Source organism: Neorhizobium huautlense (genome assembly GCF_030811685.1).
Lineage (GTDB): Bacteria > Pseudomonadota > Alphaproteobacteria > Rhizobiales > Rhizobiaceae > Neorhizobium > Neorhizobium huautlense_A.
In genome coordinates, this window is record NZ_JAUSRF010000015.1 from 20,573 (window position 1) to 40,778 (window position 20,206).

Genomic DNA, 20,206 nt, shown 5'->3' on the forward strand with positions numbered 1-20,206 from the left:
AATTCTTATGTTGCGGCAGCCTCTTGCGAGGAAGTGCCGTCAAAATGGCCGGTGTCGGGCTTGAGAAGCGTCTCGAGAATATCCGCCTCGATTGCCGCCGCCCGTGCCTGTGTGGCGGCATCGCGCCCGCGCGGACGAGGCAGATCGATTTCGATCTCGCGGATAACACGCGCCGGGCGAGGGGAGAGGACATAGATGCGGTCGGACAGATGCACGGCCTCGCGCACGTCATGGGTCACCAGCATCGCCGTCCAGCGATGTTTTTCCCACATCGCTTCCAGCCATCGCTGCATGCCTGCCCGCGTCAATGCATCGAGTGCGCCAAACGGTTCGTCGAGCAGAAGCATCGGCTTGTCCTGCACGACGGTCCGCAACAGCGCCGCCCGCTGGCGCATGCCGCCGGAAAGTTCTGCCGGGTAGCTTTGTTCGAAACCGGCAAGGCCGAACTCTGCAAACAATGGTGAAACACGCTCGCGGGCCTGCTTGCGGCCGATGCCCTGTACTTCCAAGCCCAGCGTCGTGTTGTCCAAAATCTTTCGCCAGGGCATCAGCGCATCCCGCTGCGGCATGAAGGCAAATGAGCGTCCGGCCTTGGCGAGCAGCTTGCCATCGAATTCCGTTGTGCCGATATCCGTGGTGATGGCACCGGTCAGCAGCCGAAACAGCGTGGATTTGCCGGAACCGGAGGGCCCGAGGATGGAGACAAATTCTCCGGGCCGCACGGTCATGGAAATGTTTTCGAGCACCGACAGGTCACCGTAGCGGTAACCCACCTGATCAAGCTTCAGCCTTGGCGTACTCATCGGCTCGCACCTCCGCTGGAGGTCCGGCGCGTCCAAGGCATGGCCAATCTTTCCGCCAGAACCGCTGCGCCAAAAAGGCAAAGCGTCAATGCTGCGCTCACCAGCACGGCGGCGAGCACGAGGTCGGGGCGAAAATTGTTCTTGGCGTTCAGCATGTAGATGCCGAGCCCTTTGGCGGCGCCCGCATATTCCGCAAAGATCGCGCCGACCACCGCATAGGTGATGGAAATTCTAAGCCCCGCAAAAAAGAAGGGCAGGGATGATGGCAGGCGGGCCAGCCAGAACAGTTTCCAGCGCGGTGCGCCCATTGAAGCCAGCAATTGTTCAAGCTCCGGCTCGGTCGCCTCATAACCTTTGGAGAGCGCCACCAGCATGGGAAAGAAAGTGACCAGCGCCACCAGCAGGATTTTTGGCAGCAACCCGAAGCCGAACCACAAGACGATCAGAGGCGCGATGGCGACCAGCGGCAGGGTCTGGCTGATGATGAAGACCGGAAACAGCGCCCGTTTCAGGCGTGGCACGAAATCGACGATGACCGACAGAAGAAAGGCGGCAAAAAGCGACAGCGCAAAGCCGCTCAATGTGGCGCGCAGCGTGGGGATGGCATTGTCGAACAGTGCCTGCCGGTATTGATAAGCCTGCGCCAGAACTCGCGAAGGTGCCGGCAGCGTCGTCGGCGAGACGCCGGAGAACTGCGCATATCCCTCCCAGATCAGCACGAGACTGCCGACCGCCAGAATGGCCGGCAGGGCATGACGGATATGGGAGATCATCTGGACGGCAAGCCGCCCGCTTGGTGACTGCGAAAACGACATGATGAGGCCTCGGCCAATCGGAAGACGCGTGAAAAACGTCAGCGCTTGGAAGGGCTGTTGGCGGAAACCGTCAGGTCGATGGTCACATGGCCGGCCGGTGGTCCGAAACGCACCAGAGCTTCGTGCACGGTAGAGAAAACTGCGCCGGTATCGCCGCGCAGTTTCGTGCAGAAGTTTTTCGATTTCTCGAACGTGCCGGAGTTCTTCACGAAATCGATGCAGCCATAAATCTCGTCCATATGGCCGTCGATGCCGAGCGTGTAGAGCGAGAACTGTGCTGCCGATTCCTGGCCGATGACAGGAGCGGCGGCCACAGCCGCATGCGCCTTTGCCTTGCGCTCATCGAGCGGAGCCCAAGGGCCCAGAAATTCCGGCACCTGACACATCGGATCGTCCGGTTCACCCGGGCAACCACGCGAAATCGTTGCGTGCAGGACGCAATGTTTGCCGCTTTTCGCGGCAGCCGCGAACAGGTCGCGCATGGCGGCGAAAACGATGTCGGGCGTGCCGACGAGCAGGGTGGAAATGTCGTCCGTCTCGATCCTGAGCTTTTCACTATAGGGATCGAGCGCGGAAAGCGCGTTCATGATCACGCCGACGAAATCGTCGGTCATGGGATACAAAGAAATCTGCGCGCCGGAAAACATCGCTCTACCTCGCTCCGCTGGCATTATCCAGATCAGCTTGAGGGTCCATGGTCATGCGACCAAATCTCAGCCCCGGCCTTACGGAGCACCCCTGTGATGTCGCGTTCTTAGCGTGACGCCGGGTGGCTGGCAAGACGAGTTTTGCGAGCAAAGAAAAAGGAGGACTCTCGCCCTCCTTCTGATGTCGTCGGAACGGATGCTCCGCTTATTCCCACTCGATCGTGCCCGGCGGCTTCGAGGTCACGTCATAAACGACGCGGTTGATGCCGCGGACTTCGTTGATGATGCGGGTTGCGGCGCGGCCGAGGAAGTTCATGTCGTAAGGATAAAAGTCCGCTGTCATTCCGTCGACCGAGGTGACGGCGCGCAGCGCGCAGACAAACTCGTAGGTACGGTAATCACCCATGACGCCGACGGTCTGTACCGGCAGAAGCACGGCAAAAGCCTGCCAGATCGTGTCATAGAGACCGGCCTTGCGGATTTCGTCGAGATAGATCGCATCGGCCTTGCGCAGGATGTCGAGCTTTTCCTTCGTCACGCCGCCGGGGCAGCGGATGGCAAGGCCCGGACCCGGGAAGGGGTGGCGGCCGATGAACGAGTCCGGCATCCCGAGCTCACGGCCGAGCGCGCGAACCTCGTCCTTGAACAGTTCGCGCAGCGGCTCAACGAGCTGCATGTTCATGCGCTCGGGCAGGCCGCCGACATTGTGGTGGCTCTTGATCGTGACCGAAGGGCCGCCGGAGAAGGAAACGCTTTCGATGACATCCGGGTAAAGCGTGCCCTGTGCGAGGAAACGCGGTGCGCCCTTGCCGTCGGCAGCGATTTTTGCCGCTTCCGCTTCGAACACTTCGATGAACAGGCGACCGATCGTCTTGCGCTTCACTTCCGGGTCGCTTTCGCCGGCAAGCTGGGTCAGGAACAGGTCGGATGCATCAACAGCCACGAGTGGGATGTTGTAATGGTCGCGGAACATGCCGACCACCTGTTCGGTCTCGCCCTGACGCATCAGGCCGTGATCGACATAGATGCAGGTCAGCTGGTCGCCGATCGCTTCGTGGATGAGGATCGCCGCCACCGACGAGTCGACGCCGCCCGACAGGCCGCAGATGACGCGCTCATTGCCGACCTGATCCTTGATCTTGCGGATCATCTCGGCGCGGTAGGCCGCCATGGTCCAGTCGGATTTCAGGCCGACGATCTTGTGCACAAAGTTGGACAGCAGCTTTGCGCCATCCGGCGTGTGCACCACTTCCGGGTGGAACATCGTCGTGTAGTAATGGCGGCTTTCGTCGGCGGCGATGGCGAAAGGTGCGTTTTCCGAGGTTGCGATAACCTCGAAACCTTCCGGCAGTTTTGTCACGCGGTCGCCGTGGCTCATCCAGACCGGATAACGGCCACCCTTTTCCCAGAAACCGTCGAACAGCGGGCTGGCCTTTTTCACTTCCACATCGGCGCGGCCGAATTCGGCGGCATGGCCACCTTCAACGACGCCGCCAAGCTGGGTGCAGAGCGTCTGCTGGCCGTAGCAGATGCCGAGGATCGGCACGCCGCTGTCGAAGACGGCCTGCGGTGCGCGCGGGCTGCCTTCGGTGGTCACCGAAGCCGGGCCGCCGGAGAAGATCACGCCTTTTGGCGCGAGCTTGTCAAAGGCTTCTGCGGCACTCTGGAAGGGATGGATTTCGCAGTAGACGCCTGCTTCGCGCACGCGGCGCGCAATCAGCTGCGTTACCTGGCTGCCGAAATCGATGATGAGGATGCTGTCGGGATGAGCTATCTGGGTCATGGCGAGCCTTTAGAGAAACTTGGCATTTCTGGCAACCGGACAAACGGGAAAAACCGCCAGCGCATAGCGGATTCTCGCTGGCTTCATAGCGGAATGCTGCCGCTTTCGATGGCTGTCGTCAGTTTGTCGACGGCATCGGCCAGCTTTTCGTCGATCACATGAAGGTATTCGGTCCAGTCGCCGACATGTTTCAACTCTTCCTTGCCATCGGAAATGCCGCGCAGACCGATCAGCGGCACGCCAAAAAGCTGGCAGCAGCGCATGACAGCAAAAGTTTCCATATCCACCATGTCGGCGGCAATCAGGCCGTAAGCCGAGCCGGAAACGATATTGCCGCCGGTGGAAAGCGAGGCCTGCGCAATGCCCGGGATTTTGAGTGGCAGCGGCAGAATGGCCGGGTGATCGAGAAACGGCGTTGCGCCTTTTTCGAAACCGAGCGGCGAAGCATCCATGTCACGATAGGCGACTGAGGAGGCTTGGTAGACACCGGTCTGCTCGAGACTGCGCGAGCCGGCGGAACCGAGCGACACGACGAGATCCGGCAGGCCGCCGGCGGTCTCCAGAAGCGTCAACTCGCGCGACAGAACGGCGGCCGCTTCCACGGGGCCGACACCGGTCATCAGCGGCGCGATGCGGGCTTTGAGATGCGGCCCATATTCGGCATCTACCGCCATCACGAAGAGGACGGATTTTCCGGCAATCTGTTTGGTGGGCGCAATCGAGAGCGGCGCATTCATTCGACAAGATCCTGACGGCCGCGGATCACCATCATGCTGCCGCTCATCGAGGCGATCAGCTTGGCCGGCCCGTCGCCCAGCGCATAGGCGCGTCCGTCGGCGACGATGATGGTCGAGCCCGGCTTGGTGATCTCGCCGCGAAACAGAAAGCGTTCGCCACGGCCCGGCGACATCAGGTTGATCTTGAATTCGATAGTGAGAATGGAGGCTTCCGGCTCGATCAGCGTGTAAGCCGCATACCCGCAGGCGGAATCGAGGCCTGCGGCAATCACGCCGGCATGCAGAAAACCGTGCTGCTGGGTGAGCTTTGGATCGAACGGCATCTCGATCTCGACACTCCCCCGCTCGACCCGTGTCAGTTCGGCACCGAGCATGGCCATGGCCTGCTGGCTGGCAAAGCTTTTTTCGATGCGTGTCTGAAAATCGCCGGGGTCGATCACCGTCATGTCCGCTCCTGTTTGTCGCCACGAACTTGCACGAGGTCGGCTTTGATCGCAAGCGGCGGCTTGTCTCACGGCAAGTAGATCAGGGATTTAACAGAACGATGGCAAGGTTGAGATAGGTGGCGAAAGAGACCCAGATCGCATAGGGCACGAACAGCAGGGCAGCCTTGCGGTTGGGGTTCCAGCTCATGGCGATGAACAGAAGAATGAAAAACAGCATCGGCACGATGATGGCGAGACCGAGGGGCGGGTTCTGCATTCCAAAGAAGGCCGGCGACCAGCAGATGTTGAGAATGCCCTGCAGACCGAACACGATCAGCCGGTTGCGATTGTTTTCATCGAACCATGTTTCGGCCAGCGCCGTGCCGATCATCACGTAAAGCGCTGCCCAGACCGGCCCAAAGATCCAGTTCGGCGGATTGAGCGGCGGTTTTTCGAGCGCCTGATACCAGTCACCCGGCATATTGGCGATGCCGCTCAGAACGCCGATGGCGACACATGCTGCAACAAATAAAATATAGGTTGTCAGTTTTCGCATGAAGCTGACATAGGGCCGTCAAAAGCGAGAGTAAAGCTTATTTTAGCGAAATGATATGTTGATCCCAGGCAACGTCATTCCGAGTGTCGTTGAAGTGGCCGTCATAGCTGGAAACGGCGATGCCTGATGGGGCAGGCGCAACGCCCGCTGCCTCGCGGACAATCTCTTCGCGCAGGACCGCGCCGGTCTTGGCATCCAGTGTCACGGCCGCACCGCCGACAGGCGAGGTCAGGCCCACCAGTCCCTCGCGACGGTTCACGGCGATGGCGCCGACATAATTGCCGAGGCGAACGGTCGTTTCCTCCGGCAGGTCGAGAAGGGCGATATCCTCGCCCTTGGAAATCCAGCCGGCCAGCGGCGGCAATTCGTTGCGCGCCCCTTCCCATTGGCAGGCAAACCAGATGCGGCCATTGTCGGCGATGTCGAGATGGCGGGTGGACAGTTTTGAAAGCGATGGTGGCAGCGTGTGTTTCTGGATCAGCGCGCCGGTGCGGGCGTCCAAAAGAACCAGCGAGGGCTCCATATGGTCGAGATTGAGTTTGGTGCGGCCGAAATCCGGATGGGTTTCGATACCGCCATTGGCGATCACCAGCATGGCGCCATCGTCGGACACGGTCATGTCGTGCGTGCCGAGACCATACGCATCGAACTCCCCGATACGCTGGAAACGGTCGGTGGCGTCATAGATGCCGATCATGCCGCGATTGCCGTCAAAGTCGTTTTCGCTGGCGTAGAGACGAGAACCATCCGGGGAAAAATGGCCGTGGCCGTAAAAGTGCCGGCCTTCCGGGGCGGTGATGATGATCGGTTCGGCCTGTCGTGAGGCATCAAAAATCATCGCGAACGTGCCGGGGCGGCGGGCGAAAGCGACGGTACGACCGATGGCAGCGCTGTGGGCCAGACCATGGGCGCGGGCGGGCAGGGCGACACGATCGATGATCTCGCCGCGCTCGGAAACGGTGGCAATGCCGAAGGAGCCGTCGCGTGCGCGAAAACCGGAGGCATAGATGGCGTCAGTGCGCTCCAGCGCCCGCAGCGAACCGGGTGTCAGCGCGGCTGTAAAGGCTACGCCCGCAGCCTTCAGAAAATTGCGCCGATCGATGGTTTCGCCGCGCCAGACCATGGTTCAGTCGCCGTCAGCGAAGGAAAAACCGGAGCTGAGGCCGATCGCGCCGCCATAACCGTCGTTCAGTTTGGCGATGACGTCCTTCCCCTCGGCGAGCAGCACATCGAGTTTTTGGCGCTCGCGCTCATCGGCCACGGCCTTTTCGAGGTCATTCGTTACGCTGCCGGCCGTTGTCGCCATCGCCGTCAGTTGCTTGTCGATCGCGGCCACGACCGGCTTGTCCTTTTCCGGCAGAAGATCGACCATTTTGGATGTCGCGAGCAGTGTCTTCAGACCCTCGATATTGGCAATGATGGACGGCCATGTGTTTTGAGAGCGCCAGAATAGCGCCTGTTTGGGAAACTTTGCCTTGTCCGGTCCCTTGTAAAAGGTTTCGATGCGCTGGTCGCGCACGGCTTCCGCCCCGTGCACGAGAATGCCGAGCAGTGCCGTCATCGCTTCGCCGCCGGTGCGGAAGGCCGGGTTGTCGGGGCCGGGCTCTTCCCAGGCTTTCTGGATGCCGTCGGGCGCGTCCCAGATGCCGGAAACTTCTTCGGCCACATTGGCGATATTGCCGGCGACTGCGGCGGCATACCGGCAACGAAAACTGTCTTTCTCCGCGGTCGCCAATGTCTGTGCATCGGTGCCGAACAACAGATATTCCAGTGCGCCAAGACCTTGGGTCGCCACGCTCTTGGTGCCCAGTGTTTTCGGGTCTGTCGCGGTCTCGTCAGATTTTGAAAGCACGGCCTGCACCTGTTTTAGACCCGTGCTTTTGCGGTCGGGATAAAACAGGATGCGTTCAAAGCGGTTCTGCTCGATGATCGGCCCGGTGCGGACGATCTCGATATGCGCCCAGCTTTTGGCCGTGTTGCGAAACGAATCTTGCGCCGCCTTGTAATTGGCGTCCGAAGGTTCGGCACACAGCGCCCCAACCACCTTGGTCGTGGATGCGGCAGATGCGGCAAAGGCATCGTAACCCGGCTTGATGAACCCATCGACCGCCGCCGTCATCACTGCCTTCACCTTGGCCTCGGGCAGGGTCACCGCCGGGGCGGGTTCCTGCGCCAAAACGGCGGCCGGCATCAGGAGGGCAAGGCTGGCAATGAGGGTTTTGCGCATTAAAGCGACTCCAGGAAGGTGATGAGGGCTTGGCGATCGTGTTTCGGCAAGCCGGCAAAGGCGTCGCGCGCGATCTGCGCCTCGCCGCCGTGCCAGAGAACCGCTTCGGTCAGGTTTCTCGCGCGACCATCGTGCAGGAAGAACGTGTGGTTGTTGACGGTTTTCGTCAAGCCGATGCCCCAGAGCGGTTGGGTGCGCCATTCGCGGCCATCGGCATCGCCCACCTGCTGGCCATCGGCGAGGCCTTCGCCCATGTCGTGCAGTAGAAAATCGGAATAGGGCCAGATCAGCTGGAACGCCTGCGCCTTGTTGCCGGCATCGCGCCGTGTGACGAATTTCGGCGTGTGGCAGCCGGTGCAGCCGGATGTGTAGAACATTTCCTTGCCGCGCAGAACGGTCGGGTTGTCGATGTCGCGGCGGGCCGGCACGGCCAGATTTTCGGAATAGAAGGTGACGAGATCCATCACCGGGTCCGGTGCTTCGGTCGGTCCCAGGCGTTCCTGCACGCCGGTCGGCAGTGTCAGGCATTTGGTCTGAGCCTGCGTGCAATCGCCGAAATCGCGCGGTGCATCCGGCGTCGAAATGCCGAGATCGCCGGCAAAGGCGGAGGAAGTCTGGTCGCGGATCGAGGCATTTTGTGCCTTGAAGCCGAAACGGCCGAGTTTCAGCTCACTGGTTCGGTGATCGCGCACGAAAGCCGGCTTGCCGGATATGCCGTCCTCGTTTTTGTCGTCCGGGTCGGCATTGGCGAGGATATCCGCCTCATGGATGGCCTGCACCAGTCCGAGCCCGATCATCGGTGGCGAAACGCGCGGCGACAGTGTCGTGTCGGGATGCATCGGTCCGTAACCCAGATCGGAGACGGAATAGGTCGGCTTCCGCAGCGAGATTTTTTCGCCACCCGCCAACTCCACCGGGATTTCTTCGTAATTGACCACCATCCGGCCTTCGATGGCCAGATCCTGAACGGCAAGGTCCTGCAACTGTTCGCCATAGACCGGATCGGGAAAGTTCAGCACCTTGCGCTCGGCGACCGCTGTCTTTTCGGCCTCGGTTTTCGCCGGTCGCGCCAGCCTCAAGAACATCGAGGTGGCATCCGGCGCGCCTTCCGGCGGATGGCCGCGACCATCCTTGAGGTGACAGCTCTGACAGCCGCGTGCGTTGAACAGCGGGCCAAGCCCATCGGATGCCTGTGTCGAAGAGGGGGCTGCCACCCACAGCTTGGTGAACAACGCATTGCCCAGCTTGAACGTTTCCTCCTCCTGAAAGGTCAGGTTGGTGGAGAAATGCGAAAAGATATTGCCGTTGACGGTGGCCTTGGTGGTGGCAGCCCCGCCCTGCATGGTCTCGAACTGTTCGGGTTTTGAAAAGTCGTCGGTCGGCCGGGTAACGGTTGCCACCCGTTTGCGATCTTTTGGCGTGAGATCGGTTCGTTCCTGCGGCATGGCAGGGATGTCTGCGGCAGGCGCGTCCTGCGCGGAAACGTTCGAAGTCGCGAGGGGCGACAAAAAGAGGGGCGCACCGAAAAGGATCGGCAGCACCAGCAGCAATGCCCTCGACGTCTTCATGGAACGAAACTCACATAATGGGGTGGATCGCGGCAGAACGCGCATGGCGGCGAACAATTCGCCTCATGCGGGCACGATCCGACATTTTTGCGGCATCCGCGACATGCGTTTTGTCGCGGATGCCAAAGTTTTTGGCCTCTTATTTGAAGACGGCGTCCGGGTTGTCGAGGCTGTCGGAACCTTCGAGCGAGACCGAGCCGAGGTCGAGTGCGGTGATGACGCGTTCGATCGTCTTGGTCTGGTCGATCAGGCCGTCGATCGCCTTCTGCACGACGGCGTTGCCTTCCTTGTTGCCGTCACCGATCATCTGGTCATAAGCCTCGCCGCCCTTGGCACGGTCTGCCATGGCGTTCATGGCGACAAGCGTCGCGTCCAGCTTGCCGGTCATCTCGGTGTCGAGCTTGGCATCCTTGGCTTTCACCAGATCCGAGAGCGACGGACCTGTCAGTTTGGTGCCATCAACGCGGGTGTAATTGCCGGTATAGGCGGCAGCGATGCCGACAGCGTCGTTCAGATGCGAGGCGTGGGTGTTGTCGGAGAAGCAATCATGCTCTTCTTCCGGATCATGCAGCAGCAGGCCGAGTTTCATGCGTTCGCCGGCGAGTTCACCATAGGAGAGTGAACCCATGCCGGTCAGGATGGCGGTGAGGCCGGCCTTCGGATTGGCCTCGACATTTTTGGTGGCTTCGCCGCCCGGTGCCCAGGCATCGACCATTTCCTGCAGATCCTTGATCAGCAGTGTCGATGCTGCCTTCAAATATTCGCCGCGGCGGTCGCAATTGCCATTGGTGCAATTGGCCTTGTCATAGTCGGTGTAAGGGCGCTCACCGGCGCCGGCTTCCGTGCCATGCAGATCCTGGCCCCAGAGCAGAAACTCGATGGCGTGGTAACCGGTCGCTACATTGGCCTCGACCTCGCCGGCTTCCTGCAGGCTTTCCAAGAGTTCCGGGGTGATCTTCTTGGCGTCGATCGTTTCGCCGTTCACCGTCAGCGTCGGATGGCCGATGATGTTTGCGGTGTAATAGGCGTTGGAATCGCTTTCCGTGCCATAGGAGGCGTCGACATAATCGATCAGGCCTTCATCCAGCGGCCAGGCATTCACCTTGCCTTCCCAGTCATCGACCAGCGGATTGCCGAAACGATAGACTTCGCTCTGCTGGTAAGGCACGCGTGCCGCGATCCAGGCTTCGCGCGCCGCCTTCAGCGTATCGGCGCTCGGCTTGGCGATCAGCGCGTCGATGGCGGCATCCAGCGCCTTGGCTGTCGTCAGCGAATCTTCGTATTTGGCATGCGCCACATCGGCGTAATGCTTGATCACGGCCGCAGGTTCTGTTGCGGCAAAGGCAGCGGAAGCGGAAAGCAGCGCGAAAGCGGCGCCGAGCAAGGTTTTGCGGATCATCGTCCCTCCTGATGCAGCCATTGCTCTCAAGGCTGCGAGAAACGTGTCATCGCGCTTTTTTTAACTTGTGTCAAACAATCTAGTTTGGAGTATTTCCAAACAACAGCATGTGCTTGAACGGCCTGTATTATCGGCCGTTCAAGCTATATTTCAGAGGCAGAAATCAGCCTTTGCGGCGCATGCGGCAGAAGAAGAAGCCGTCCGTATCCGTCGACGCGGGCGTCAGCGTCAGTGTGGCATTGTCACGCGAATGCGGACGCGGAGCCTTTTCGCCGAACAGCGCATCCCAGGCCGGCGCTGCGGGCTCGATCGAAAACTCGGGATTGTTTTGCGCAAACCGCTTGGCTTGAAGATCGTTTTCTTCCGGCAGAACCGAACAGGTAACATAGATCAGCGTGCCGCCCGGCTTCACGTAAGCGGCAGCCTCGGCCAGCGCTTCCTGCTGTTGTCCCGTGCGTTCCTCGATATTCTTCTGTGTCAGCCGCCATTTGGTGTCGGGGCGGCGGCGCCATGTGCCGGTGCCGGTGCAGGGCGCATCGACAAGCACGGTATCGAGCTTTTGCCTGAGGTTCTCCATGCGGCGCACATCGTCATGCACCTGCGCATTACGCACGCCGGCGCGCTTCAGGCGCTCGATGATCGGCGCCAGACGCTTGCGGTCGGTGTCATAGGCGTGGATCTGCCCCTTGTTATGCATGGCAGCCGACATGGCGAGTGTCTTGCCACCGCCGCCGGCGCAATAATCCAGCACCTGCGCACCCTCGGCCGGCATGACCAGATCGGCAACGATCTGCGAGCCTTCGTCCTGAACCTCGAACCAGCCTTTCTGGAACGAAAGCTCGGCGGTGACGTTGGGTAGACGTGACGGGCCTTCACCGGCGGCGATGCGCACGCCGTTTCGAGCGATCGGAGATGCGGTCGCGCCTGAGCGGTCGAGTGCCTTCACCACCTTGTCGCGCGACGCCTTCAATGTGTTGGCGCGCAGATCAAGGGTCGGGCGCCCAGCCAGCGCCTTGGCCTCGCTAAGCCACTCCTCGCCGAAACCGGCTTCGAAGGATGGCTGAACCCAGTCGGGAATATCACCCTGCACATGCAGCGGCGCGTCGGCAAGGTCGCGAGAGAGAAGTGGCGCGAAGGAAGGCAGTGCCGGTGCGAACTTGTCGTCTTCCAGCTCTGTCGCCAGCGTCTCGGGTGTAAAACCCCACTGGCGGATCAGAACTGCGAAGGCAAGTGCGGTCGGGCTGTCGTCTTCCATCAGCCAGGCATGCGACAGGCGCATGCGCAGCGCGTCATAAACGATATTGCCGATCGCGGCGCGGTCGCCTGATCCGGCAAACCGATGGGCAAGGCCCCAGTCCTTGAGGGCATCGGCGACAGGGCGCCTGCGCGCCTCGATGTCGGCCAGTACTTCAATTGCCCCGGCTACTCGTCCGCCCAGTCGCATCTCAAACTCCGTATCGGTTGAACCCGTATGCGCGGGGTCCTATCGGGGTTTGAGCGACAGGGCAAGAGGAGGTCACAAGACTGACTGATGGATCAGCCTTCCTTGGCACCCTTGGCCGCGACTTTCTGGTTGCCGCCATCAACGATCTGGTAGCAGACCTGGGCGGTGCCGGAATTGACCATGCCGATGTTCTTGGCGGCGGCCTTGGAAACGTCGATGATGCGGCCACGGATGAACGGGCCACGGTCGTTGATGCGAACAACAACGCTTTTGCCGTTGCGCTTGTTGGTCACCAGAACCTTGGTGCCGAACGGCAGCGAGCGATGGGCGGCGGTCATCAGGCTGGCGTTCATGCGTTCACCGGATGCGGTTTTGGAGGTGAGCGCATACCAGGAGGCATGTCCGCAACCGGGCGCAGCATTTGCCTGCGCGGCACCGAGACAGCTGATAGCAGCCACGGCAGCTGCGATGGAAAGTGAGCGTCGGACGAAGTTCAAATCGGAGTATCCCCAGTGGTCGAAGAGCCGCTCTTGCGGTGGGGAACGCTAAGGCAGGGCCAAAAAAGGCGAAAAAGTGGGCTTTTTGATCACGGAATATTTCATCCGTTAACGTGCGTGATGAATCTGCAGGTTGCCAAATCGTTAACGGACACGCAAGAATCGCAGTAAAATCAGTAAAAACCGCAAAACTATTCCGCTTGTCGTGGCGCTGTCACAGTGATCACAAAAATCGCGAAAAAAATTTTGCGCGGCAGTGATTTTGACTGCCCTATTTGCGGAATTTTTGTGAGGCGCTGCCCATCTTCTTAAGAATTTATGACCTCACACGTGGCCTTGGTAGGAAATTTCATCCGTTCTTGCGGCTTTTACGGAGCGTCTTCCCGGCGACAGGTCAGCCTTTCCAGCGGCCAGAAAACCAAAGCTCCGACAGCGATGTACGGTAATCGCGATGCTGAAATTGAAATCCAAGGTTGCATATGGCGGCATTGGAGATGCGTTTGTTGTCGCCATAGAACGAGCGCGCCATCGGCCGCATTTCCGCAGTTTCGAATGCCTGTTCCGGCGGCGGCTCCACGCCCATCAGGCGGGCTGCTTCCGTCACGACATCCTGCGGCGGCGCGGGTTCGTTGTCAGTGATGTTGAAGATGCCGCCGGTCTTCGATGAGGCGAGAAACCGTGTCGCGCCGGCAATGTCTTCGACGCGGATGCGATTAAAAACCTGGTCTTTCTTGATGATGCGATGCGCCGTGCCTCGGGCGAGATTGACGAAGGCATTGCGGCCGGGACCGTAGATGCCGGCCAGCCGAAGAATGGCGACCGGAATATCGGCTGCCTGTCCCGCCTCCTGCCATGCCCGTTCGGCAGCGACACGCTCCAGCGCGCGTGCCGATTTCGGGTGGCAGGGCGTCGTCTCATCCACCCAGGCGCCGTCATGATTGCCGTAAACGCCGACGGTCGACAGATAACCGACCCAGGTGAGCGCCGGAAACCATTTTTCCAGATCGCGTCCGGTCAGGCGCAAAACGCTGTCGCCTTCGGCGCCGGGCGGGATGGACTGGACAAGATGCGTGGTCGTGCGCATGGCGCGGCGCAGCTCGGGAGAGAATACCTCTCCATTATATATATAAGGAGTGATGCCGCGGCCGCCGAGTTCGGCAAGTTTGTCGGCGCTGCGTGTCGTGCCGGCCGCCGCCTTGCCATGGGCGAGAATGTTTGCGCCGATCGCCTGCCCGGAATAACCCGCACCAAAGACCAGCACCTGCATCACGCCACTCCTGCCATTGCCCATTCTGTTTCGACATCCGCATCCTCATCGATAATGCGACTGGACGCAAACCGTTCGAATTCATCTTTTGTCATCAATCGCGACAATGCCCAGACTGCCATGCCGCGCACGGTGGGGGAGGCGTCACGGGACAAGGTGGTGCAGATCTCGATAAAACCGCGATCACCCGAGTTGCCGGCGGCGATCAGTGTGTTGCGCACAAACCGGTCACGGCCGATGCGTTTCACCGGTGAGCCGCTGAAGAAACTGCGGAACTGCGTATCGTCCAGCATCAGCAGGAAGGCGAGTGACGGCTCCTTCAAGTCCTCACGCGCTTGCAACTTCATCTCGCTGGCACTTGCGGCAAACTTGTTCCACGGACAGGCGGCCAGACAATCGTCGCAGCCATAGATGCGATTGCCGATCAGCGGCCGGAATTCGTGGGCAATCGACCCCTTGTGCTCGATCGTCAGGTAGGAAATGCAGCGCCGTGCATCGATCTGGTAGGGCGCCGGAAACGCATTGGTTGGACAGGCATCGAGACAGGCACGGCATTTGCCGCAATGATCGCCCTCGGTCTCGTCGAAATCCAGTTCGGCCGTCGTAAAAAGACTGCCGAGAAACAGCCAGGAACCATGCGTGCGGCTGACGAGATTGGTGTGTTTGCCCTGCCAGCCGAGACCGGCGGCTGCCGCCAGCGGTTTTTCCATCACCGGCGCGGTATCGACGAACACTTTGACATCGACGCTGGCGCGGGCGGCAAAACGCGTGGCGATTTCCTTCAAACGGCCCTTGATAACGTCGTGGTAATCGCGGTTGCGGGCGTAGACGGAGATGTTGCCCTTGTCGGGTTTTTCGAGAAGTCCGCGCGGGTCCTCGTCCGGTCCGTAATTCATGCCGAACATGACGATCGAGCGGACCTCGCTCCACAGCACTTTCGGGTCGCCGCGACGTTCGCGGGTTTCCTCCATCCACGCCATCGTGCCATGCCGGCCGGCGTCAACGAACTCGACAAGGCGGGAAGGAGCCTGCGGAATGCTGTCGGGAGAGGTGATGCGACAGAGGTCAAAACCTTGGGCTTGCGCTTCGGCCTTGATCAGCGCCGTCAGTTTGCCGGCGCGCAGGCGCTCCTTTTCCGAGCGAGCAGTCTGCTGCGACGGGGCATCTGCCCGCGCAACATCGGGCTCATTCTCAGAAGTCGAGATCCGCATAATGGGACACCGGGGTTAGGCCGCGGACACGTTCCGCCAGAAGCGGCCGGAAGGAAGGCCGCGATTTCAGCCTCTGATACCATTCCTTGGCAATCGGTGTCTCCTGCCAATCGATCTCGCCGAGATAGTCGAGCACGGAGATCGAGGCGGCGGCGGCGAGATCCGCATAGGACAGGCGTTCGCCGGCAAGCCACGGGCGCGAGCCGGCAAGCCAGGACAGATATTTCATATGCTGGCGGATGTTGGCGCGCGAGGTGCGTAGGACCTTCGAATCCGGCGCGCCACCGCCCTGCGCCGCCGTCATCTGCAGCTTGTAGGCGCGTTCGCGGGTCAGCGGCAGCGTCACGTCCCGTTCCATCTTGAGGAGGAACCATTCGGTCAGCCGACGGATTTCGGCGCGCTGAAACGGGTCTTCGGCCAGAAGCCGGCGCTCGCGCTTCAATACGCCATGGGTTTCGTCGAGAAATTCGAGCAGCACGTTCGGCCCGCTCAACACCCGCATATTGTCGTCCACATAAACGGGAAGCGTGCCAGCCGGGTTAAGGGCCAGAAACTCCCGGCGTTTTTCCCAGGTCTGCTCTTCCACGAGGTCCGTCTGAAAACCGTATTCGGCCAGGATAAGCCGCACGAACCGGGAGGCAGACGACATGGGGTGATGATAGAGCGTGGGCATCGGGACTCGATTGTTGGTACTGCAATTATCAGCGGAAGCCGGAGATGACCTCCAAGTCCCGAATGTGGCTGACATAAGGCGAAGTGGCCTAATTACCAGAGCAAACGGTCAGAGTGACAATTCTCGCCATTTTAAGTTAATTTTTCTAACAAATGATCAAGAACGCAGTCGTGCCGTTAACCGTGCCGATGCCTCGGCTTCTGCCCAAAGAAAAAGGGTGAGCGGCATGCCACTCACCCTCAAATCTTCTGAAACTGTCTTCTCGGCTCAGCGCGCGATCGAACCCGTGCTGCAGGGATCTACGCCGTAGGCCGGGGCGCAGGAGCCCTTTCCGGCGGCAACCGTACCGGGCGCCATGAACGAGCCTGCGAGAATGATCAGTGCCGCACACGCAAAAAACAGTGCGATGGACTTGCCCATGGAATTTGGCCTTTCGGAAGAAGGTACGTCTGTCACGGTGGGAATGTCTTTCCTGAAATCCTGAAGCCCGGCATTTATTCGGCGGATTTCAAAGATACAATAGGGGATTCTACTGAATCTGCGGTTAACGCGATGCTATTTCCCGGTGCGATGTTTGTGTCACACTGTGCCGCATTATAAATGTGAAAAAGCGCGAGCATTGCCTGCTCGCGCTCATTATTTAGCCGTATTTTTAAAAATGCTCAGGCGGCTTTTCCGGTGTTGGTGAACTGGCCCTGCGGGCGGTAATGCACCACGTAATGCGGCAGCACATTGCTCAGGAGCGTGGGCTGGATGCCGAGGCCGGAAAGCGTGCGGTCTTCGGTCTTGGCAGCGTCGGAAACAACGGTGTCCGTCTTCAAAAGCGTGACCTGGTCCGACGTCAGCGGTGGGGTGATCAGCGGAACCGACTGCGCGATCTTGCCGATCAGCGAGGCAATGCCGAAAGGCAGCGAAACAAAACTGCGCTTGCGACAGGTGACGCGCAGAATGGTCTCGAGACAGTTGCGGAAGGTCATGACTTCCGGGCCGCCGAGTTCGTAGATTTTGCCGGTCGCCACCTTGCCATCGACCGAACGGGCCACGGCTTCCGCGACATCACCCACGAAAACCGGCTGGAATTTCGTCTTGCCGCCGCCGATCAGCGGCAGGAAGGGCAGGTTGCGGGCCATGGCGGCGAACTTGTTGAAGAAATCGTCTTCCTTGCCGAATACGATCGACGGGCGAAGGATGACGGCATCCGGCAGGGCTTCCAGAATGGCGACTTCGCCACGACCTTTCGAGCTTGCATAGGTAGAGGCGGATTTCGGGTCGGCACCGATCGCCGAAATATGGGTGAGTTTCGCACCGGCCGCAGCTGCCGCTTCCGCAATGGTCTTCGCGCCAGAATCCTGCACGGCGTCAAATTTGTTCTTGCCGCTTTCGAACAGGATGCCGACGCAGTTGACCACATGCGAGGCGCCGGCCACGGCGCGTTCGACGGATTCCCTGTTGCGCAGGTTGGCCTGCATCAGGGCGATCTGGCCAGGATAACCGTCAGGGCGCAGAAAGCCGGCGAGGTCGGGGCGGCGAACCGCCACGCGAATGCGGTAACCGCGCTTGGCGAGCGCGCGCACGACGTATCGTCCCACAAAACCCGAGCCTCCGAAAACGGTGACAAGAGGCGGAAGATTGGACACGGTCATGGCATGCTCCGGGAATGGGCCTGTGGCGGGTTGTCGCATTCTCTTAGCCGAAACGCGACGGCAGGTGAAGTGGTTGCGTGGCGCGGGCGAACACAATGTCCGGCGTTCGCGATGATGCGGGTCCGATAGCCGTGCGCCTTGATCTTGCACAAGAACGCGGTCGAATTTCGAAAGGAAGAATCCGGCCGTTCAAACGCCTTCCACAACGAGCATGTCGGCATCTGCCACTTCCTGGCGGATTTTCGCAGCGGCCTGGTATTCCGCTGAATTGTAGCAGTCGAGTGCCGCCTGAACGGAAGGAAACTCGATCACCACATTGCGGCTGCGAGCCTCGCCTTCCAGGTGGCTGACCGGCCCGCCGCGCGCGAGAAAGACCGCGCCAAAACGCTCGAAGGCCGGTTTGGCCGTTGCTACGTAATCCTTGTAGCGCTCGGCATCGCGCACATCGACGCGGGCGATCCAGTATCCTTTTGGCATTCTCGTCCTCCTCCCCCGATATTGCGCTTAGAGCGCTTCGCTCATTTCCTGCAAAATGGCCTCTGCCGCCAGTTTTGGTTCCGCCGCCTTGACGATCGGGCGAGCGACCACGAGGTGGGTCGAGCCTGCCTTCAGCGCATCATAAGGTGTGACGACACGTTTCTGGTCGCCGGCATCGGCGCCTTTGGGGCGAATGCCCGGCGTGACGATTGCCATGTCCGATCCGACAATCTCGCGCACGATAGCGGATTCCTCTGCCGAACAGACAATGCCGCCCATGCCGGCCTCGCGTGCCTGTGCCGCGCGGATCCGCACCAGTTCTTGGGGGCTGTGAGCGTAGCCTGCTTCCGTGAGATCGGCCGCATCCATCGAGGTCAGTACGGTCACGCCGAGCAGGCAGAGGCCGGAGCCCTTGGCGGCTTCCACGGCGGCGCGCATCGCCTTGGGGTATGCATGCAGCGTCAACATGGTCATGCCCATGCCGGCAATGGCCTCGACGCCTTTCGCCACCGTGTTGTCGATGTCGAGCAGCTTCATGTCGAGAAAGACTTTCTTGCCTTCTTTCGCAAGATCGCGGGCCAGTTCCAGGCCGCCGATAAAGGCCAGCTGGTGGCCGATCTTGTAGAAGGAAACGCTGTCGCCGAGCGTTGAAACCATCGCCTCAGCCTCGGCAATGGTGGGAATGTCCAGGCCTACGATCAGTCGGTCACGTGCGCTCATGGTCTAAACTCCCTGCCAGATATCGATAGGGGTCCAGTCGCATGAGATGGCCCGGTTCGCAAGATCAAAGCAGAAGAGATTGCCGCCGCCGCCCGGCTGGTCGCTATCGCGGGAAATCGGTTTGCCCGCCAGATGGCATTTCAGAAGCGTGCCGACACCGCCATGGCCGACGAAGGCGATCGGCATCTCGGGGTCATGGTCGGAAAGAATGCGCTCAACGGCCGATACGATGCGCGCTTGGGCATCTACGGCCCGTTCCCAACCGTGGAAACTGTCCTGCGGATTGGCAAAGAACCAATCTGCCGCCTTTTCGAATTCCGGCGGGGTCAGAAAGCCTGTCGCCGAACGGTCGTTCTCGTGGGTGTCGGGGGCGATCGTGACAGGGATGTCAGCGGCGGCGGCCAATATCTCAGCCGTCTCGATCGCCTTGGTCTCGTCGCTGCAAACGATCCGCCCCAGTTGCTTTGCCCAAATGGAGCTGGCGGCCTGTTCGGCCCGTGCCCGCCCGATATCCGAAAGGCCCCATTGCGGCACCGGGACGGCCGGATCGATCCGCACCTGCGGGTGGGTGATATAAAGCGCAAAATCCATACGCGTCAGCCGCGTGTGTAAACCCAGAGCTGGGCCGGCGGGATATTGCGAACGACAAAATCGAAATGTTTGATCTTGTAGCTGCTCGGCTTGGCGATGACAGGCGAAATCGGCCCGTAAGTGATCTGGATGACGGGCCTGCCTGCCGGCATGCGGTTGAGAAGATCCTCGATCAGCGCGATGCGGCGCTCCATCGGAAAGCTCAGGAGCGGAATAGCGGAGATGACGCTGTCGAAGATCACGCCATTCTTGTCGCCGAGCGTCTTGTTGAGATCGAAGGCGTCGCCGTTGATGAAGTGAACGCCTTCATAAGTCTTGATCAGGCTCTGGTAGAAGTCGGTCGAGAATTCGATGGAGACCAGATTTTCGGGTGCCACGCCGCGCTCAAGGATCGCCTTGGTGATGACGCCGGTGCCCGGGCCGAGTTCGAGAACCGGCAGGCCGGACGAAGGGTTGATGACGCTCGCCATGCGCTTGGCGGTGACGGAGGAGGTCGGGCAGATTGCGCCGACGCTTTTCGGGCCATCCATCCAGCCTTTGAAGAAACGGATTTCCTCGTCAAACTTGCGGCCGAGCCGTTCCTTCAAGCGCAATTCCATCCGTCAGTCTCCTCACTGTTTATCAGCGTTTTATGTGGGCCTAAATGTCGCCAAAACAAGGCAGAATGTCGCTCCTGGAAAACGCGACAAAAAAAGGCGGTCATCGCTGACCGCCTTGTTCATT

The 20,206-nt window shown here is 60.3% G+C and carries 22 protein-coding genes; all 22 read right to left on the reverse strand.

The genetic code is table 11. The annotated features are described in order from the left end of the window. Window positions 1-5: 5 nt before the first annotated feature. The 22 genes from J2T09_RS20150 to pmtA all read right to left on the reverse strand — a co-directional run bounded on the left by J2T09_RS20150 (window position 6) and on the right by pmtA (window position 20,082). Entirely contained in the window at window positions 6-803 is a 798-nt protein-coding gene (locus J2T09_RS20150) for an ABC transporter ATP-binding protein (protein ID WP_306837799.1), read from the reverse strand. Then, entirely contained in the window at window positions 800-1,618 is an 819-nt protein-coding gene (locus tag J2T09_RS20155) for an ABC transporter permease (protein WP_306837800.1), read from the reverse strand. The genes J2T09_RS20150 and J2T09_RS20155 overlap by 4 nt, the downstream gene beginning before the upstream one ends. Before the next feature lie 38 nt (window positions 1,619-1,656). Beyond that, window positions 1,657-2,265: a YkoF family thiamine/hydroxymethylpyrimidine-binding protein gene (locus J2T09_RS20160; protein ID WP_306837801.1), complete on the reverse strand. Its 609-nt coding sequence runs from the start codon at window positions 2,263-2,265 to the stop codon at window positions 1,657-1,659. A 205-nt stretch (window positions 2,266-2,470) separates the two neighbouring features. After that, window positions 2,471-4,048 carry a glutamine-hydrolyzing GMP synthase gene (guaA, locus tag J2T09_RS20165; protein ID WP_306837802.1) on the reverse strand — a complete coding sequence of 526 codons (1,578 nt, stop codon included), beginning with the start codon at window positions 4,046-4,048 and terminating at the stop codon, window positions 2,471-2,473. An 83-nt stretch (window positions 4,049-4,131) separates the two neighbouring features. Then, the gene (locus tag J2T09_RS20170; protein WP_306837803.1) at window positions 4,132-4,785 is read right to left on the reverse strand and encodes a 5'-methylthioadenosine/S-adenosylhomocysteine nucleosidase; all 654 of its coding nucleotides are present in this window, start codon (window positions 4,783-4,785) and stop codon (window positions 4,132-4,134) included. Continuing rightward, window positions 4,782-5,231: a PaaI family thioesterase gene (locus tag J2T09_RS20175; protein ID WP_306837804.1), complete on the reverse strand. Its 450-nt coding sequence runs from the start codon at window positions 5,229-5,231 to the stop codon at window positions 4,782-4,784. The genes J2T09_RS20170 and J2T09_RS20175 overlap by 4 nt, the downstream gene beginning before the upstream one ends. Before the next feature lie 79 nt (window positions 5,232-5,310). Then, complete coding sequence (locus J2T09_RS20180; protein WP_306837805.1) at window positions 5,311-5,766, reverse strand: TspO/MBR family protein; 456 nt, start codon at window positions 5,764-5,766, stop codon at window positions 5,311-5,313. A 37-nt stretch (window positions 5,767-5,803) separates the two neighbouring features. Next, on the reverse strand, window positions 5,804-6,889 hold the full coding sequence (locus J2T09_RS20185) for a DUF1513 domain-containing protein (RefSeq protein ID WP_306837806.1): 1,086 nt from the start codon (window positions 6,887-6,889) through the stop codon (window positions 5,804-5,806). Between the two features lie 3 nt (window positions 6,890-6,892). Further along, the gene (locus J2T09_RS20190; protein ID WP_306837807.1) at window positions 6,893-7,993 is read right to left on the reverse strand and encodes an imelysin family protein; all 1,101 of its coding nucleotides are present in this window, start codon (window positions 7,991-7,993) and stop codon (window positions 6,893-6,895) included. After that, window positions 7,993-9,561, reverse strand: a complete 1,569-nt coding sequence (locus J2T09_RS20195) for a di-heme oxidoreductase family protein (RefSeq protein ID WP_373458534.1) — start codon at window positions 9,559-9,561, stop codon at window positions 7,993-7,995. The genes J2T09_RS20190 and J2T09_RS20195 overlap by 1 nt, the downstream gene beginning before the upstream one ends. 139 nt (window positions 9,562-9,700) lie before the next feature. Beyond that, window positions 9,701-10,960, reverse strand: a complete 1,260-nt coding sequence (locus J2T09_RS20200; RefSeq protein WP_306837808.1) for an imelysin family protein — start codon at window positions 10,958-10,960, stop codon at window positions 9,701-9,703. A gap of 163 nt (window positions 10,961-11,123) precedes the next feature. Next, window positions 11,124-12,404, reverse strand: coding sequence for an RsmB/NOP family class I SAM-dependent RNA methyltransferase (locus J2T09_RS20205; protein WP_306837809.1), 1,281 nt, complete (start codon window positions 12,402-12,404; stop codon window positions 11,124-11,126). Between the two features lie 92 nt (window positions 12,405-12,496). Then, the gene (locus J2T09_RS20210) at window positions 12,497-12,901 is read right to left on the reverse strand and encodes a septal ring lytic transglycosylase RlpA family protein (RefSeq protein WP_306837810.1); all 405 of its coding nucleotides are present in this window, start codon (window positions 12,899-12,901) and stop codon (window positions 12,497-12,499) included. 394 nt (window positions 12,902-13,295) lie between these two features. Further along, window positions 13,296-14,168: an SDR family oxidoreductase gene (locus J2T09_RS20215; RefSeq protein WP_306837811.1), complete on the reverse strand. Its 873-nt coding sequence runs from the start codon at window positions 14,166-14,168 to the stop codon at window positions 13,296-13,298. Then, window positions 14,168-15,379 carry a tRNA epoxyqueuosine(34) reductase QueG gene (gene queG / locus J2T09_RS20220; RefSeq protein WP_306837812.1) on the reverse strand — a complete coding sequence of 404 codons (1,212 nt, stop codon included), beginning with the start codon at window positions 15,377-15,379 and terminating at the stop codon, window positions 14,168-14,170. Before queG ends, J2T09_RS20215 begins: the two co-directional genes overlap by 1 nt. Next, the gene (locus J2T09_RS20225) at window positions 15,360-16,052 is read right to left on the reverse strand and encodes a glutathione S-transferase family protein (RefSeq protein WP_132276342.1); all 693 of its coding nucleotides are present in this window, start codon (window positions 16,050-16,052) and stop codon (window positions 15,360-15,362) included. Before J2T09_RS20225 ends, queG begins: the two co-directional genes overlap by 20 nt. A gap of 267 nt (window positions 16,053-16,319) precedes the next feature. Beyond that, the gene (locus J2T09_RS20230; RefSeq protein WP_306837813.1) at window positions 16,320-16,472 is read right to left on the reverse strand and encodes a hypothetical protein; all 153 of its coding nucleotides are present in this window, start codon (window positions 16,470-16,472) and stop codon (window positions 16,320-16,322) included. A gap of 242 nt (window positions 16,473-16,714) precedes the next feature. After that, a complete protein-coding gene (locus tag J2T09_RS20235) occupies window positions 16,715-17,695 on the reverse strand; it encodes a complex I NDUFA9 subunit family protein (RefSeq protein WP_306837814.1) in 981 nt (326 codons plus the stop codon). A 189-nt stretch (window positions 17,696-17,884) separates the two neighbouring features. Further along, a complete protein-coding gene (locus tag J2T09_RS20240) occupies window positions 17,885-18,172 on the reverse strand; it encodes a DUF1330 domain-containing protein (protein ID WP_306837815.1) in 288 nt (95 codons plus the stop codon). Window positions 18,173-18,199: 27 nt separating this feature from the next. Continuing rightward, window positions 18,200-18,892 carry an orotidine-5'-phosphate decarboxylase gene (gene pyrF / locus J2T09_RS20245; RefSeq protein WP_306837816.1) on the reverse strand — a complete coding sequence of 231 codons (693 nt, stop codon included), beginning with the start codon at window positions 18,890-18,892 and terminating at the stop codon, window positions 18,200-18,202. 3 nt (window positions 18,893-18,895) lie between these two features. Next, on the reverse strand, window positions 18,896-19,483 hold the full coding sequence (locus tag J2T09_RS20250; RefSeq protein ID WP_306837817.1) for a histidine phosphatase family protein: 588 nt from the start codon (window positions 19,481-19,483) through the stop codon (window positions 18,896-18,898). A 5-nt stretch (window positions 19,484-19,488) separates the two neighbouring features. Next, the gene (gene pmtA, locus J2T09_RS20255) at window positions 19,489-20,082 is read right to left on the reverse strand and encodes a phospholipid N-methyltransferase PmtA (protein WP_306837818.1); all 594 of its coding nucleotides are present in this window, start codon (window positions 20,080-20,082) and stop codon (window positions 19,489-19,491) included. Window positions 20,083-20,206: the final 124 nt, after the last annotated feature.

Coding starts and splice junctions, on each gene's coding strand:
- J2T09_RS20150 (WP_306837799.1), bottom strand. CDS start 803: ATGAGTACGCCAAGGCTGAAGCTTGATCAGGTGGGTTACCGCTACGGT.
- J2T09_RS20155 (WP_306837800.1), bottom strand. CDS start 1,618: ATGTCGTTTTCGCAGTCACCAAGCGGGCGGCTTGCCGTCCAGATGATC.
- J2T09_RS20160 (WP_306837801.1), bottom strand. CDS start 2,265: ATGTTTTCCGGCGCGCAGATTTCTTTGTATCCCATGACCGACGATTTC.
- guaA (WP_306837802.1), bottom strand. CDS start 4,048: ATGACCCAGATAGCTCATCCCGACAGCATCCTCATCATCGATTTCGGC.
- J2T09_RS20170 (WP_306837803.1), bottom strand. CDS start 4,785: ATGAATGCGCCGCTCTCGATTGCGCCCACCAAACAGATTGCCGGAAAA.
- J2T09_RS20175 (WP_306837804.1), bottom strand. CDS start 5,231: ATGACGGTGATCGACCCCGGCGATTTTCAGACACGCATCGAAAAAAGC.
- J2T09_RS20180 (WP_306837805.1), bottom strand. CDS start 5,766: ATGCGAAAACTGACAACCTATATTTTATTTGTTGCAGCATGTGTCGCC.
- J2T09_RS20185 (WP_306837806.1), bottom strand. CDS start 6,889: ATGGTCTGGCGCGGCGAAACCATCGATCGGCGCAATTTTCTGAAGGCT.
- J2T09_RS20190 (WP_306837807.1), bottom strand. CDS start 7,993: ATGCGCAAAACCCTCATTGCCAGCCTTGCCCTCCTGATGCCGGCCGCC.
- J2T09_RS20195 (WP_373458534.1), bottom strand. CDS start 9,561: ATGAAGACGTCGAGGGCATTGCTGCTGGTGCTGCCGATCCTTTTCGGT.
- J2T09_RS20200 (WP_306837808.1), bottom strand. CDS start 10,960: ATGATCCGCAAAACCTTGCTCGGCGCCGCTTTCGCGCTGCTTTCCGCT.
- J2T09_RS20205 (WP_306837809.1), bottom strand. CDS start 12,404: ATGCGACTGGGCGGACGAGTAGCCGGGGCAATTGAAGTACTGGCCGAC.
- J2T09_RS20215 (WP_306837811.1), bottom strand. CDS start 14,168: ATGCAGGTGCTGGTCTTTGGTGCGGGTTATTCCGGGCAGGCGATCGGC.
- queG (WP_306837812.1), bottom strand. CDS start 15,379: ATGCGGATCTCGACTTCTGAGAATGAGCCCGATGTTGCGCGGGCAGAT.
- J2T09_RS20225 (WP_132276342.1), bottom strand. CDS start 16,052: ATGCCCACGCTCTATCATCACCCCATGTCGTCTGCCTCCCGGTTCGTG.
- J2T09_RS20230 (WP_306837813.1), bottom strand. CDS start 16,472: ATGGGCAAGTCCATCGCACTGTTTTTTGCGTGTGCGGCACTGATCATT.
- J2T09_RS20235 (WP_306837814.1), bottom strand. CDS start 17,695: ATGACCGTGTCCAATCTTCCGCCTCTTGTCACCGTTTTCGGAGGCTCG.
- J2T09_RS20240 (WP_306837815.1), bottom strand. CDS start 18,172: ATGCCAAAAGGATACTGGATCGCCCGCGTCGATGTGCGCGATGCCGAG.
- pyrF (WP_306837816.1), bottom strand. CDS start 18,892: ATGAGCGCACGTGACCGACTGATCGTAGGCCTGGACATTCCCACCATT.
- J2T09_RS20250 (WP_306837817.1), bottom strand. CDS start 19,483: ATGGATTTTGCGCTTTATATCACCCACCCGCAGGTGCGGATCGATCCG.
- pmtA (WP_306837818.1), bottom strand. CDS start 20,082: ATGGAATTGCGCTTGAAGGAACGGCTCGGCCGCAAGTTTGACGAGGAA.